The following is a 14,526-nucleotide window of genomic DNA, read 5'->3' on the forward strand; positions in this document are numbered from 1 at the left end:
TATCACCCAAATCCTATATATCGTACAACTGTATCAACCGCTTCAGGAACCTTTTTTTCAAATTTTTGCCTGATATGCTCTTCTTCTTCTTTCTTCTGCTCTTCAAGGCGGGCAATTTCCTTATCTATCGCTTCAAGTTCCTGTTCAAAAATTATTTTCCCTTCTTCTTCACCTTCTGCATCATATCGTTGTAGTATTGCTGCTGCCTCGTTTTGGGCCTCTTCCAGTATTGTATTGGCAGCGGATCTGGCCTCCTCGATCCGGACGTTTACCTCGAGTTCTTTTCTCCGGATTGCCTGCAAAACTGACTGATCTGAAACCATATCCCACCATTCACCTGTTTATCAGAGTCCATGATGATGCCTGAGCATCGAGGTGACGCCCCGGCAGGGGACTGCCGGGCTGGCACGCTTCCTGCCTTTTGATCGTGCGGCAGCTCTGTCTATCCGTTCCTGGCACCGAGCAAGTGCCTGGCTCTTCAGTCCATCGATGATACTGCTCGCACGGGCTGAACCGGATGACGTTTGCATGACTTGCACCCCCATTACATATGGTGTAAACCATTGGAATTCACACGTGTAATTGTCACTTGGATATTTATAGATATCGTCAGTTATTGCAGGCAAATCAGGACCTGCTTATGTATATACATTATTCTTTTCCCAAATCACACCCGTATCTGATACAAATCTGCATATGATCTGATCCGGTATGTTTTGCTTCATAAACCGGGTTGCGCGCGAAAAAAGGAGTTCAATTCAGGTCTTTTTTGAAAATACCACTTAATATGGTTTAAAATAACATGCGTAAGACAATTCAGACGTTGATTGGCATTATTCAGCCTGAACATCAGGGGGGCATGTCACAAGGAGTGGGGAAATAGATCGTGGTTGGTTTTTTACCTCAAGCGGGTGTGGCTCGCTGCTTGTGACGCAGATCAGCACGCTGCTCAAAAAAAAGGTTTACCAGTCGGCACGAGAAATGCCGATGATGTAAAAAATTCAGAATCCAGAAGCAATAGTTTGGAATATCTGATTGAGCTGGTTTGTTGCCTCCTTCTTCGACATCAAATCCCGCATCCGTGAATGTCCAATCCTTGTGATCGTCTGGATATCCGTATATGTCAGGCGTGAGAAGGAGTAGTTTTTCCAGGTGCTCCGTGGCGTCTGTAACCAGAGTTCCTCTAAGATCATCCGCAGGGCATTGACATCATCTTCAGAAAAACCCATCCATTTTTCCCCAAGTGTAGTCCGGATAATGGCAATTGCCTGTTCGACACTCCTCTGCTGCTTCAGCTGGAACACCCGTCTCCCGATCCCGTCCCGCGGCACTTCAGGCATGCATGATACTGCACTTTTCCAGTATATGAGGTTTGGCACTATCCAATTGATTCTGGTGTCAGGCTGAGATGGGGGCAGGCTGATCCGGCATGCAGCCGATATGCCCGTTAACTGCGCTCATGGTATCCAGAACGTTCGGCCCACATCCCCGGATCTCTATACGATGTTGTGTCGCTCCCTGCCTGCCACACTGCTGCATTATTCCGGGAACTCCTGATCACGCTTCCAGTCGGGCTCAGGAACAAAGATCTCAAATCGTGCCCCCACCCCGTATTCCCCTGTTTCACGGATATCAATACCGGTAAATGCAAGCACCTCGCGTGCAAGGAAGAGACCAAGACCGGTATTCTTCCCATATCCCCTCTGAAAGATCTTCTCCTTCTCGTCAGGAGGGATGCCTCCCCCATCATCCTCCCAGATGATCCAAAGCCCCTTTCCGGGTGCTCTCCCTCCATCGGATTCTATGGTTCTGACTGTTATCGTCTGCAGGTTCCTGCCATGCCGGAGCGAGTTGTCGAGGAGTGTGGAGAAGACTTTCTTTAATAACGGGTCGGCATAGATGCGCACCGGTTCGGTATGATTAAAAAAAGTGATCTCCTTTGGAATCAAAAGATCCCGGATAAGCTGGTCCAGGTGCTGCCATTGTGGATCGGTTGAGCCGAGATCCTGGTATATACGGGTGAAATCGATCTGGGAGTGGACTGTATCTATTGCTGATCCCATCTCGTTGAGATAGTGATTCAGGTCGGGATCATCAGTTCTGGCCCGTGCTAATTCAATATACCCAAGAACGACAGAGATCTTGTTGTTGATATCATGCCTGGTGATACCGGAGAGGATCTTCAGCTGCTTGTTTGCCTGTCTGAGAGCGTCTTCCACCTTTTTCCGCCCGGTGATATCACGGGAGATGCCGAGAATAGCAACCGGCCTGCCCTCTTTGTCCCGGAGAAGCCGGGCGGAATTTTCTATTTTGAGGACTGATCCGTCTTTTGCATATTCTTCTGTCTCAAACCATACGGTTCTGTCAGGGTCAGCTCTTCCCTCACGTGCCATCTCCTCGTTGAGGCGTGCAAGAAGAGCCGCATACGACTCCGGGGTCATCATATCCAAGACACTCTGGCCAAGCGACTCTTCGACAGTGAAACCTTTGAGGTTCACTACAGACGGGCTGATATACTGCAACTGGAAGTCCATATCATAAATCCAGATATTATCTGCGGTATTCTCCGCGATGATACGGTACTTCTCCTCACTCTCCCGGAGCGAGTCTTCGGTCTGCTTCCGCCCGGTGATATCATTCATCGTGACAAATACCTGGTATGGATCGGCACTATCCGGCCTCCTGAGCGGGATCGCATCCACAGACACCCAGACGTACTGATCAGACACGGCATTATGGATGCCAACAACAGTATCGCGAACCGGCTTTCCTGTGCGTAATGCAACCATGGACGGGTGTTCTTCAGGGGCAAGACGAGAGCCATCTTCCCTGATAATGTTCCAGGCCGGATGATTGGAGTCCCGATCAAGAAGCTCCTCTCTTGAGATGCCAAGCATCTTCAGTGCAGATGGATTCGCATCGACAAGTGAACCATCAGCCTGCTGATAGAAGACACCCGGCTCCATGATAGCAAAGAGTGTCCGGTACTTCTCCTCGCTCTCCCTGAGGGTATCTTCGATCCGCTGCTGCTCGGTGACATCCATCCCAAACTCAATTGCACCGGTCAGGTTCCCTCCAGCATCATAGACCGGGCAGCCTTTCAGGTGGAACACCTTTCCACCAGGCAGAAGACGGAAGCCCTCCTCAACCTGGCCGGTTTCCATCGCCTTTTCTATGATGCAATCGTCACACCTGGTGGACCTGCCATGCCGGACCAGATAGCAATGGAGCCCGGTAACCTCATGCGGCTGCTTATCGGAAGAGAGAGCCGATTGATGATTTGAATACCTGATACGATAATCCGGATCAATATAGGTAACACCAACAGGCATTGTATCAAGAATAAGATTCAGCTCCCGCCTCGATGCAAGGAGAGCATCTTCTGCAGCCTTCCTCTCTGTCACATCCGCAAACAGCACAACAGTCTGTTCACCGGCACGCGCTGCACGAAACTCGATCTGGCGGATTCCCCCGTCTTTACAACGGACCGGATATTCAAGTGTTCTGGTCTCTGATCCATTGCATTTTGCCTGGTCAAGCGCATCGTTCCAGTCCTTTCTTGCCAGCTCCCGGAGAGATGCTTCAGGATAGGCAGACGTAAACCAGTCATCAACGGTAACCAGATCGTTGTGAGTGTATCCGAATAGCTCCACAAACTTCGGGCTGAAATAGACGGGGCGTCCATCTGCACCCAGAAGCGCTATACCAACCGGGGCCGTTTCAGCGAGTGTCCGGAACCCGGCTTCGCTCCGCTGCAATGCCTTCTGCAGTGCAGTCATCTCATCCAGCTGCGAACGCAGCTCCTCTTCGGCGACACTCAGCTCTTCATACTGGGAACGGAGCTCTTCTTCTGCTGCAGCGAGTTGTTCATTGGCAACGGAAAGTGCCTGCCTGGCATCCTTTTCTGCCTCAAGAGCGGCAACCCTGTCAGTGATATCCATGAAGCTACAAGCAAACTGGTTCTTTGCGGGAGAGAAGGCATTCACAAGGAAATAGCTGTCCTGTTCGGATGCGTACTGTTCAAAGGTGATCTCTTCTCCAAAAAGGGCAACCCTGCCAAATGTTTCGATCCAGTAGGCTTCGGTCTGCGGAAGAACCTCCCGAACGGTCTTTCCGATGATATCTCCGCTCTTCAGCCCTGTCATCCGTTCAAAGGCAGGATTGACAGCGAGGAACCGGTAATCCACCGGTCTGCCATTCTCATCGCAGATAATCTCATGATGGGCAAAACCATCAAGCATGGTTGAGAAGAGTCGCTGGATCTCCTGCCGGGACTCTGCAAGACGTGAATTTGTAGCAGCAAGCTCCTCATTCTTCTTCCTGAGTTCAAGTTCGGCACGCTTCCGGTCATCAATATCGACATGGACACCGAGTGCGCGTGACGGACCGCCTCGGGATGCTGATCGGTAGGCTTTCCCGCGGCCGGAGATCCATCTCCAGCTGCCGTCTTTGCACCGCATACGGAACTCCTCTTCAAACGGCTGCATCTCCCGGACGGACGCTTCGATGTGGGGTACAACTGTCCCGGCATCCTCAGGGTGGAGGAGAGAGAGCCAGGAGTCGAATCCGGCCGGGAACTCATCAGGTTCATACCCGAGCATCGTGTAGTACCGGGGACTGAAATATGCATTATTTGTTGTGAGATCCCAGTCCCAGAACCCGTGTTCACCTGCATCCATGGCAAGGTGCAGCTGCTCACTGTTTGCCTCAATCTCCTGCCGTGCTGCGGCAAGCTCTTCCACCTGGTGCCTGAGCTCCTCTTCAGCAGCCGTGAGCTGTTCATTCGCAGCAGAGAACTCATCATTGACCCTCCGGAGTTCAGCGTCACGCTCCATCAGATCGGTGATATCATGGCCAACAGTCTGATATTCGCAGGGATGACCATGATTATCAAAGAAGGCGGTTGTATGCAGCCGCTGCCAGAGCACCCGGCCATCCTGACCCAGGATGCGCTGCTTCATTGAACCGGAGGGTTGATCCGGGGTGAGGGACCCATACAGGCGGGACACCTTCTCCCTGTCCTCCGGGTGAATCGGAGGGAGAAACTTCCTGCCGACGATCCCGTTGCAATCAAATCCAAAGTACCTGCAGTATGCATCATTTGCAAAGATATGCGTACCGTCTGGGAGGAAACGGCAGATGAACTCATCCTGCACCTCGACAACAGTCCGGTAGCGCTCCTCACTCTCACGCAGCGCCTCTTCGCTCCTTCGTTTCGAGACTGCATACCTGACCTTGTTTACAAGTTCAGCAAACTGTGCCTTCGGATCCCCTCCCTTCTGGAGGTAGAAATCCGCACCCTCATTCAGTGCCTGGATGACGACCTCTTCCCGCCCTTTCCCGGTGAAGATAATAAAAGGGATATCAACGCCATTCTCCCGGAGACGGGTGAGAAACCGGATGCCATCCATCTCCGGCATCTGGTAGTCAGAGATGATGGCATCAAAGGACGTTGTGGAGAGCAGATTGAGTGCGTCTGTTGCGGATTCGCAGGTAGTAACAGAGAATTGATCACTCTTTTCCAGATAGAGCCGTGCTATCTCAAGGAGGGCAGGTTCATCATCGACATAGAGGAGAGAGATGGAGGTATCCGGGGAACCTGGGAGGCCCATAAAAAAGAATTGGTTTTGGCAAACATAAGACTATTGTTCTCTACTCCCCACCCAGCCTGAGTATCCGGACAGCAGGGCTTGAACGCTCAAAGAAGGCTGCAAAAAAAGCCGATAGCTCCTCACGCCAGCATTCGGAGCCCGACTGTACACTCCAGCCCTGCTTCATCGACTTTTTGACATGCTTTCCAAGGGCAGCTCCAAGAACCGCCTCAGAAGAGAGGAGAGCAAAAGCGTCTGTAAAGGACCTCTGGATCTCAACGATATACCGCCCGTCCTCAATGAACGGACCAGAAAACGAAGGGCATCCAAGATATTTCCTGACAAAACGCTCTGCGTTGACGCCGCTTGATACAGGAGGCCCGGTATGCCTGAGAACCGGTGGGGCGGTATCATTGTTGAGCTCAAAGAGGAGAAGTGATGTTTCCTCTCCCATGAAGCAGTCGGTCCGGTTAACGGAAAACCCAGCTCGTTCCAGGACTAGAGCGATTGCAGCAGTACTTTTCCTGAGTTGTGGCACAACCGTATCCGGCACATACGCGGGTGTGGAAAGCGAAATCCCATAGACAGCAGTTCCACGCTCGGCTATCGCATCCGCTACCTGTTTTTTTGAGAAGCGGACAGGAGGCCTGATCTCAAAGAAGAGGGGGGATGGGTGTTTCCGGTATATCCGTGCAAGCTCGATGAACGCAGACATCTGGTCAAGCGACAGGGCAGCTGCGACATTCCTGTTTGGATCAGTTGGATCCACAACAACAAGCGGCTCTTCAAAGGATCGCGCCCGGTGGTGTTCGGGATCGATCAGTGTGCCGGGCCGCCACCCTGCCGCTGCCTCGATCAGGGGGGAGAAGCCCCCATACGAGAGAACCAGAAGCTCACAGAGATACCCGGAGAACCCCTCGGTCATATGATCTGATCCATACACGCCGCCTGCTTTTGCGAACTGCTTCATCAGGAGAGCATCCCTGATAAATGGCGGAATTCTCGGGATAATATACCGTGTATGAAACGGTGTCCTGTCGACGGCACTGATGATCTCACGAGCCGATGCCACGTGGTAGCAGGGGACAAGATCCAGGTCAAGATCGTGGATCCGGGCATTCAGGTAGGGGTGTTCCGCGTACTTCTCAACCGCACTGCCACCGAAGTGTTCCACCAGGTCACGGGCAACCGCGATCCCCTTCCGGGCAAGTTCATCTCTTGAGAGGTCCGGTGGAAACAACATGAAGATGTCAAGATCCCGGTCTCCCCTGACAAAAGTCCCGCGGGCAACCGAACCAACGACCATGGCGGGACGGGCATGCTTCTCCATGAGATAGGCAAGTATCCGATCCGCCATCGTCTTCAGGTGCGCCGCCTCCTCTGGTGTCGGGGTAATGCGGGAGAGCACATCCTCTTCAATCTCGTCCCTCCTCATACCAGAACCTCCGCCATGGTCTCGTAGATCGGCCCCTCCGGCGTCAGCGTACTCTTCTTCAGGAAAAACCGGGATACCTCCATGCTGCCAGCCTCCCACGAGGAGAGTGATTCAAGGACAGACGGGATGGCAGGATGGAATGTCTTCACCCGTGCAACGGTTATATGTGGACGAAAGGGGCGTTTTTCACGGGCAAACCCAAGAGGCTCAAGTGTCTCCTCAATGACCCCTGCAAGTTCCGCGCTCCTGCCATCATCATCAACGTCAGCCCAGATAACCCGCGGCCGGTGTCTGGAATTGGATGAGATTCTCCCGATATGAATTTCATATGGCGAAAAACTGACTGTTTGTAGTGCAGAAACTATGCGCGGTACAGCCTCTTCCGAAACATCCCCGAGAAATTTCAGCGTCATATGAAGAAGAGCCGGATCAACAACCCTGAGCCCGCCCCGGATCCCGCGCAGAGGTTCCTGCAGCTCCAAAAATGCGTTCCGAATCTCTTCTGTCAGATCAATTGCCACAAATGCCCGCACCATAGAATGAACCAACTATTCGCCTTTATGATGGTTAATATTTAACCCGGGTACATGATACAAAAGCAAAAGGTGTATCTTATCCTAATCTATAGATCAACATATCCGGGGAATTTCTTATGACCAGTATCGATACCATAATTGTTTATTCACTTGAAGTCTGTCCGAACTGCGAAATCCTCAAACAATACCTCCAGAATAACACCATTCCCTACCGTGAACGGGCCCTTGATGATCCGGAGGTGCTGACTGATCTCCGCATGAATGGCGTTTTTGTCATGGAAGCACCCGTCCTCCAGATAGGTGACAGGTACCTCACATCAAAGGAATTATTTTCAGACGGAGACGTATCGCCCTCGATTGCCGATGAATGCAGACGGTGAGAGCTGCATGAAAGAGACACGGCAATCGACACTTGATGGCGCATTCCAGCCTGCAATGCCAAAGGTCCGGACATCCTTTGGCCACATGCTGGAGTGGGACAAACAGAAGATTGTCCAGCAGATACTCAATGAAACCCGCCTTGTTGAAACATTTTATGGACGAGAAGGAGGTGAACAGGAGCTTGCCGAGCATATAGCGCAGAATGTGGAGAACAGAATTAAAAAGCTCGGCCTCACCTTCCTCTCCGGCCCGCTCATCCGCGAGATTACGAATATGACCCTCCTTGATGAGGGGCTCGTCGACTACAGGAATGTCTGCACCAGGGTTGGAACCCCCGTCTATGACGCGCACCTGATCGACGTCGGGAGAGGGTTTGAGGCAAAAGACAACTCAAACCTCCAGGAAAATGCCGAGACATCCCATAAAAAGAAGGCAGACAAGATCAGCAAGGAACAGTATCTTCTGCAGCTACCCCCTGAACTTGCAGACCTCCACCTGACAGGCGACATGCATATCCATGACCTGGAATACTTTGGAACACGCCCATTTTGCCAGGACTGGGATCTCCGTTATTTCTTCTACTACGGCCTGATGCCCGATGGAAGCGGGACAAAAGCAAGTGTGGCCGGACCGGCAAAGCGTGCCGAGGTGGCTGTCCTGCATGCCGTCAAGGCGCTTGGATCTGCCCAGACGAACTTTGCCGGGGGACAGGGATACTACAACTTCCTCACCTTCCTTGCACCCTATGTCGAGGGCATGGATGCAGGCGAGATCAAGCAGCTGATGCAGATGTTTGTCTACGAGATGACCCAGATGATGGTTGCGCGTGGCGGCCAGGTCGTCTTCTCCTCGGTCCAGCTCTCACCCGGCGTTCCAAAACTCTGGAGAGATAAGCCAATTGTCTTCAAAGGGAAGGTATGGAACGGCAGACAGGCACCCCTCCGGACATATGGGGAGTTTGAACGTGAGGTCAGGCTTCTCTTCGCAACCTTGATGGAAGTCATGCTTGAGGGCGATTACTGGGGCAAACCCTTCAATTTCCCTAAGCCCGAGATCAGTATCGAACCCGACTTCATGGAGGAAGATGAGGAGTTCAACAGAAAGCATCCCGATCTCCCCTCGTACCGGGATCTCTACCTGATGACGTTTGAACTTGCATCGAAGTTCGGCACACCCTACTATGACAACCAGCTCCCCGCCTACCGTGGGGCGGGAGAGGGGATCTCCTGTTACCAGTGCTGTGCATACCAGTTCTCAACCACTGCTGAGAATGACAACACATTCGAGGACAAGCTCAATTTCAAGGATGGAAAGCATTTTTCCATGGGATCATGGCAGGTGATCTCGGTCAACTGCCCGCGTGCAGCGTACCGGGCTGACCATGATGACGGGAAGCTCTTTGCCGAACTCCGTGCCATGATGGAGTCTGCGGTCTCGATCTTCAAGATCAAGCGGAGATGGATGGAGCATGTCCGGGCAAACGGACGCATGCCATTTGCGATGCAGAGGCCAAAAGACCCCGAAACCCTGGAGAGGGGATCAGTTGCGGTCGATCTCGATGGCCTGGTCTACACAATCGGTATCGTCGGTGTCAACGAGATGGTGCAGCACCATCTCGGATCCCAGCTCCACGAGACACCCGAAGCCTTCCGGTTTGCTGTCAGGACCATGACCGAGATGGAGCAGTATGCAAAGAAACTCTCACAGAAACATGGCATGACGCTTGCGCTGGCACGGACTCCGGCAGAGACGACTGGCCAGCGGTTTGCGGTCTCTGATCTCCTCGATGAAGAGTTCCGCCCGTTTGTCCTGAATGTCGTCAAGGGAGACTCCAAAAACCTGCTTGAACGTGCAAAAAAGACCCTCGATCTCCCAGTTTACTATACAAACGGAATTCACGTCACCCCGGCTGCACCTGTTCCCCTCACCAAACGGATGGAGATAGAGCATGTCTTCTTCCCGATTGTTGATGGAGGCAACATCTTCCATATCTGGCTTGGCGAATCAAGACCTGATCCCCGCGGCCTGATGGATATGGCGATGAACCTCTGCAGAACCACCCAGATCGGGTATTTCGCCTTTACCCGGGATTTAACCGTCTCTCTGAAGCAGTTCACCGAATATCGCTCTGAAAAAACACCGGAAACGAAGGGGAGTATCGGACAGGCAGATCGGAGAGTGCTCATCTGATCCGCACCTTATCCCGGGGAAGACTGCGGCATCAGATATAGCTTCCATGAATACCCCTATACCAGACCCATGACTTCTGAGAGGATATCGATTGGTACATTCTCATGGATAACGCATCTCTCCCAAAAAGCCCTCAGGATCTATGATGAGCGGGGGTTGCTCATTCCGCAGATTCGGGATCTGGCAACCGGGTACCGGTACTACGCAAAAGAGCAGATTGAAAGGGGAATCCATATACGAAATCTTGTTTCTCTTGGATTCACGCTTGAGGCGACCTGGGCGATTCTGGAGGCGCAAGGGAGAGGTGACAGCGAAGCTGTGAAGAAGATGTCATTGCAGCGATCTGAAGAGATACAATCAGAAGTCAGACGGTTACAACAAGGCAGGCAGCACCTACTCAGGTATGCCTCCCAACCGGAGTTGAATGACATGACATTAACAGATCCAGTCACGAAGGAGATTGCGCCACTCAGAGTGATCACAAAACGAGACACGGGCATATATGAAGAGACGATTCCACGGCTCATTGAAGAACTTTTCAGACTTGTAGACTCACAAAATGGCGTTTTGGCTGTCGGAACATTGATGATAATCTATCATGACTGCGAGTATCGGGAAACCGATGCGGATATTGAAGTGGCACTGCCAATTACCGGAAGAACGAAACTGTCAACGAGAACTCTTGATGGAGGATTATATCTCACCGCCATCCACCAGGGATCATACCAGAACCTCCCGGAAGGGTGGTCGTATCTTCTCTCCTATGCAGAAGCAAATCAGTTTACGGTACCAGGGCCTGGCCGGGAGGTATATCTCAATGATCCGGGCAACACCCCTCCGGAATCCCTCCTGACAGAGATTCAGATTCCAGTCCGGGAGAAGGGGTGAGTTCACCCGTACAGGCGTGGTGACACCAGACACAAAAAAAAACAACCCCCACCATATCTTTCAATAGCCTTCAGCCACCTATAGGATACACCATGCGTACGCCAGCTGTCAAAGAGACACTCTACTGGTGCGATACCTGCAATCTTCCGCTGATCGGGAGGCGGTGCGGATGTGGAGCAGAGGGAAGAGGCATCCCGCTCCTTGAACCCTATGACCTGCGGCCGGCTCTCCGTGCAGACCGTGATCTCATTGGAAGACTGCTCTTTGAACAGTTTGGAGCCATTCCACTCCCAGATATCATCCTCCTGAACAAGACCGGCGGCAGGGATCGATCTGATCTCATTATCATGAATGGCAGCCGCTTCGGCTGGCTCAGTTTCGATCCCATCTCCCGGCAGTACTCACTTGATATTGCACCAGAATCCCTCCCATATCTGCTTGTATATGCAACAAATGGCATCGTCAACCTTGACGAACACCTTGGCGATGGGAAGAAGGTCCGTATCGGTGGGAAACGCTTCCCCCTCAGATCACCTGTGCCTGATGGCACCGTCATTGTGAGTTACAGAAAGAAATATGGAACAGGCGTGGTGCGGGATGGCTCAATCCGGGTGAAAGAGCTTGCACAGGTGGATCCCGGATCATTCCCAAACCCGGACTGGAAGAGAGCAATAGATCAGAACCTCTACCACCTCAGGCTTCTTGAGCGGGACGCCATCCGTGTCATCAAAAAGCATGCAAACGACCGGCCAACAGCAAACGTCTCGTTCTCAGGCGGAAAAGACAGTGCAGCAGTTCTCCATCTTGCACGAAAAGCCGGTGTCACCGATGCCTTCTTTCTCGATACCGGGATCGAGCTGCCTGAGACGATTGCATATATTGAATCCCAAAACATTGAGATCATCAGAGAAGCCGGTGACTTTTATGGAGCAGTGAAAAAGGCCGGACCGCCTGGCAAAGACCATCGCTGGTGCTGCAAGCTCCTCAAGCTGCAGCCGCTCAGGATATATCTCTCCAGGATCGGCCCTGTTGTCACATTCCAGGGAAACAGATGGTATGAATCATGGAACCGGGCAGATCTTGAAGAAGCCAGCCAGAACCCGGCAAACCCCCTCCAGCTGAATATCTCCCCCATCAGGAACTGGCGGGCTTTTGAGGTGTATCTCTATCTCTGGTGGCAGGAGGTGGAGATAAACCCCCTCTATGATATGGGATTTGAGCGGATCGGCTGCTATCTCTGCCCTGCGATGCTTGAGAGCGAATATGATCTCCTCAGAAGCACCCACCCGGCTCTCGCAGCACGGTGGGATGCTTTCCTCAGGGATTGGGCAGATTCAAAAGGCCTGCCCAAAGCGTACCATGCCTGGGGACTCTGGCGATGGAAGGCGCTTCCCCCGAAAATGCGCGAACTCTGCAGGGAGCATGGAATCCCGGTCAACAACGACTATACACTAAAAGAAGGAGAGCCTGTGATTTCAGGCGTGAAACCAGAAACCCCGGATGAGGCGAATGCAGCATCGGGAGACACATACCCCATTGTGACGATCAGGCGGGACTTTCCCATCCTCCAGGAAGGCATCTACCTGGATTCCGCAGCAACCAGCTTCTCTCCGGATCAGGTGGTTGAGACGTTTACTGAGTTTGAGCACAACTACCGGGCAAACGTCGGCCGCGGCATCCACCGGCTGACCAGGATCGCATCCCAGCGGTACTGGCATGCGCATGAAATTGTCGGCAGGTTCATCGGGGGAGAGGCAGGCACAACCGTCTTCACAAAGAACACCACCGAATCGATCAACATGGTCGCCCATGGCCTTCCATGGGAGCGGGGCGACCGGGTGATCACAACCATCCTCGAACACCACTCAAACCTCCTCCCCTGGAGAGCGCTGGGAGAGCGGGGGGTTGAACTCCGGGTGATCGGAATAACAGAAGAATATGCACTCGATCTCAATGCCCTTGAAGAGGAGCTGAAAGGCGGTGCACGGCTTGTCGCTGTCACCCATGCATCAAATGCTATTGGCATACTCACACCGGTTGCAGAGATAGCCGCTCTCTGCAAGGAATATGATGCACTCCTCCTCATTGATGCAGCACAAACCATTCCGCACATCCCGGTGAATGTCAGGGAGATCGGGTGTGATTTCTGCTGTTTCTCAGGCCATAAGATGCTTGGTCCGACAGGAACAGGTGTGCTCTGGATGAAGGATCCGTCTATTTCCCCGATGATGGTTGGTGGAGGGATGATCCAGGAGGTCCGTGCAGACAGCCATCTCCCTGCTCCCGGATATGAGCAGTTTGAAGCAGGCACCCCAAACATCTCCGGTGGAATCGGTCTTGGCAGAGCAGCCAGGTACCTGGAGGATATCGGGATGAGCCGGGTACGTGACCATGAAGAGAGACTCACGAGCGATCTGATCAGGGGACTCCGAGCGATTGAAGGTGTTGATCTCTATGCAGCAGATGATCCGGCTTCACGGATTGGCGTTGTCTCCTTTACAATCTCCGGACTCCATCCCCATGAGGCAGCAGAGAGACTTGATGAGGACTTCGATATCTTTGTCAGATCCGGCCATCACTGCTGTCAGCCCCTGATGGAATACCTGCAGCTTCAGGATGGAACAATCAGGGCGAGCATCGGGTTATATACAGCAAAAGAAGAGATCGATCTCCTGGTAGCCGCAGTAGCAGACATTACCCGGAGCCTCTGATCCGCTCAGGATGCGTGAAGAGACAGAGATTGTCATCTGTAAGAAAACCGGCAACAGAGAGGTGCTGCTCTGCTGCAATCCTGACTGCAAGTGTCGTTGCAGCCCGAATTGATCCGATCACCGGTATCCCGGCAAGGAGACACCGCCGCACCATCTCAGAGGTCACAAGGCCCGAGATGACCAGGCATGTCCTCGAAAAATCAGTCTGTTTTAAAAGTGCGGATCCAATAGCCCGATCCACAGCAGATGTACAGTCAATATCAGCATACCAGGCGATGATACCATCATTACCTGCAAGCACCGCAGTCTCAATACCATGCTCAGGTGAGCACGTCTGACTGCTGAGAGAGGTGAGGAGAGACGAGGAAACCCGGTAGTCGCTCTCTATTGAGGGGAGGGATGCCGTATCAATATACGAGGTGCTCCCCCCGCATCCGGCAAGGATCGTACGCCTCCTCCCGGTTATCCTGAAAGGATTCTTTGTCAGGACACTGATCCGGTTCTCTTCTATCCGGATGGACTCGATATCTTCCGGTCTTCTGATGATCTCTTCAGCAAAGAGATAGCCAGTCGTATACTCTTCAAGAGAGCCGGGAGAGAGCAGGGTTGTTGCCGCATGACGGCCATTGACAAAGAGGGCAACAACTGTTTCACCTGGAATACTCCGTTGTTCCCGATGGCTCTTCTCTCCATCCAGCGGCAGGCAGTCGGTAGTGATCTCCTGAAACGTATCCTGCTGCATGATATCACGTGTAACCTTTGTGATACAATCCAATTACCGGGAACCCGGTGAA

General features: G+C 52.5%; 11 protein-coding genes. 4 read left to right on the forward strand and 7 right to left on the reverse strand.

The features are described 5' to 3' along the window. Positions 1-2: 2 nt before the first annotated feature. The 6 genes from ABCO64_RS00350 to thpR form a co-directional block, all read right to left on the reverse strand. Positions 3-323 (reverse strand): V-type ATPase subunit subunit G family protein, encoded by a 321-nt coding sequence (locus ABCO64_RS00350; RefSeq protein ID WP_253458393.1) that lies wholly within the window; start codon positions 321-323, stop codon positions 3-5. Between the two features lie 21 nt (positions 324-344). Continuing rightward, positions 345-530, reverse strand: a complete 186-nt coding sequence (locus tag ABCO64_RS00355; RefSeq protein ID WP_253458395.1) for a hypothetical protein — start codon at positions 528-530, stop codon at positions 345-347. Between the two features lie 471 nt (positions 531-1,001). Then, positions 1,002-1,340: a hypothetical protein gene (locus tag ABCO64_RS00360; RefSeq protein WP_343089162.1), complete on the reverse strand. Its 339-nt coding sequence runs from the start codon at positions 1,338-1,340 to the stop codon at positions 1,002-1,004. A 198-nt stretch (positions 1,341-1,538) separates the two neighbouring features. Beyond that, entirely contained in the window at positions 1,539-5,612 is a 4,074-nt protein-coding gene (locus ABCO64_RS00365) for a PAS domain S-box protein (protein WP_253458399.1), read from the reverse strand. 40 nt (positions 5,613-5,652) lie between these two features. After that, complete coding sequence (gene cca, locus ABCO64_RS00370) at positions 5,653-7,026, reverse strand: CCA tRNA nucleotidyltransferase (RefSeq protein ID WP_253458401.1); 1,374 nt, start codon at positions 7,024-7,026, stop codon at positions 5,653-5,655. Next, positions 7,023-7,562, reverse strand: coding sequence for an RNA 2',3'-cyclic phosphodiesterase (gene thpR, locus ABCO64_RS00375; RefSeq protein WP_253458403.1), 540 nt, complete (start codon positions 7,560-7,562; stop codon positions 7,023-7,025). Before thpR ends, cca begins: the two co-directional genes overlap by 4 nt. Positions 7,563-7,678: 116 nt before the next feature. On the opposite strand from thpR, the gene ABCO64_RS00380 reads away from it, so the two are divergent. The 4 genes from ABCO64_RS00380 (at position 7,679) to ABCO64_RS00395 (ending at position 13,732) form a co-directional block, all read left to right on the forward strand. Next, positions 7,679-7,942, forward strand: a complete 264-nt coding sequence (locus ABCO64_RS00380) for a glutaredoxin family protein (RefSeq protein ID WP_253458405.1) — start codon at positions 7,679-7,681, stop codon at positions 7,940-7,942. 7 nt (positions 7,943-7,949) lie between these two features. Further along, positions 7,950-10,133, forward strand: coding sequence for an anaerobic ribonucleoside-triphosphate reductase (gene nrdD, locus ABCO64_RS00385; protein ID WP_253458408.1), 2,184 nt, complete (start codon positions 7,950-7,952; stop codon positions 10,131-10,133). 69 nt (positions 10,134-10,202) lie between these two features. Then, complete coding sequence (locus ABCO64_RS00390; protein WP_253458411.1) at positions 10,203-11,021, forward strand: MerR family transcriptional regulator; 819 nt, start codon at positions 10,203-10,205, stop codon at positions 11,019-11,021. Positions 11,022-11,113: 92 nt separating this feature from the next. Beyond that, positions 11,114-13,732 carry an aminotransferase class V-fold PLP-dependent enzyme gene (locus tag ABCO64_RS00395; RefSeq protein WP_253458414.1) on the forward strand — a complete coding sequence of 873 codons (2,619 nt, stop codon included), beginning with the start codon at positions 11,114-11,116 and terminating at the stop codon, positions 13,730-13,732. Here ABCO64_RS00395 and ABCO64_RS00400 read toward each other — a convergent pair. Then, on the reverse strand, positions 13,716-14,507 hold the full coding sequence (locus tag ABCO64_RS00400; protein ID WP_292615732.1) for a formate dehydrogenase accessory sulfurtransferase FdhD: 792 nt from the start codon (positions 14,505-14,507) through the stop codon (positions 13,716-13,718). The two genes, ABCO64_RS00395 and ABCO64_RS00400, sit on opposite strands and share 17 nt — an antisense overlap. Positions 14,508-14,526: the final 19 nt, after the last annotated feature.

The sequence above is a fragment of the Methanocalculus natronophilus genome, from assembly GCF_038751955.1.
GTDB classification, from domain to species: Archaea; Halobacteriota; Methanomicrobia; order Methanomicrobiales; family Methanocorpusculaceae; genus Methanocalculus; species Methanocalculus natronophilus.